Source organism: Xanthomonas sp. WHRI 1810A (assembly GCF_040202885.1).
In the GTDB taxonomy this organism is placed as follows: domain Bacteria; phylum Pseudomonadota; class Gammaproteobacteria; order Pseudomonadales; family Pseudomonadaceae; genus Aquipseudomonas.
The window spans coordinates 1-359 of the sequence record NZ_JBEGED010000054.1 but is presented as its reverse complement, the minus strand read 5'-3'; the positions used below and the strand labels follow the sequence as shown (position 1 = coordinate 359).

The following is a 359-nucleotide window of genomic DNA, read 5'->3' as shown; positions in this document are numbered from 1 at the left end:
CAGCGCATCGACGGCGGCCAGTAATCGCGCCGGCTCGGGCATGCCGACCCATCGCCACCAGCGTCCCTGGCGCGCATCGCCGACCAGCATCACCGGGCCGTGGTCTTCCGGTCGACCACCGACCGGCAGCCCGAAGCCGCGCAAGACCCGGTCGATATCGGAAGGCGTGCCGGTGAGCCAGTACCAGCGCTCGCCAGCGCGTACGCGCCGACTGAAATCGAGCAGTTGCGCGGGGGTGTCGTGGCGCGGGTCCAGGGTGATCGAAATCAGCGTGACCTTGCCGCGCGGCCGCAGCGCCAGCTCGCGCTGCACGCTGCCCATCACGGCGGTGAGCGCCGGACAGATGGTGGTGCAGCGGG

1 protein-coding gene is annotated in these 359 nt (G+C 71.3%); it reads right to left on the bottom strand.

Annotated features, from left to right (window positions below; genetic code table 11):
- The coding region (locus ABQX22_RS26675) for an SCO family protein (RefSeq protein ID WP_349802856.1) at positions 1-359 on the bottom strand (359 nt) is incomplete at both ends.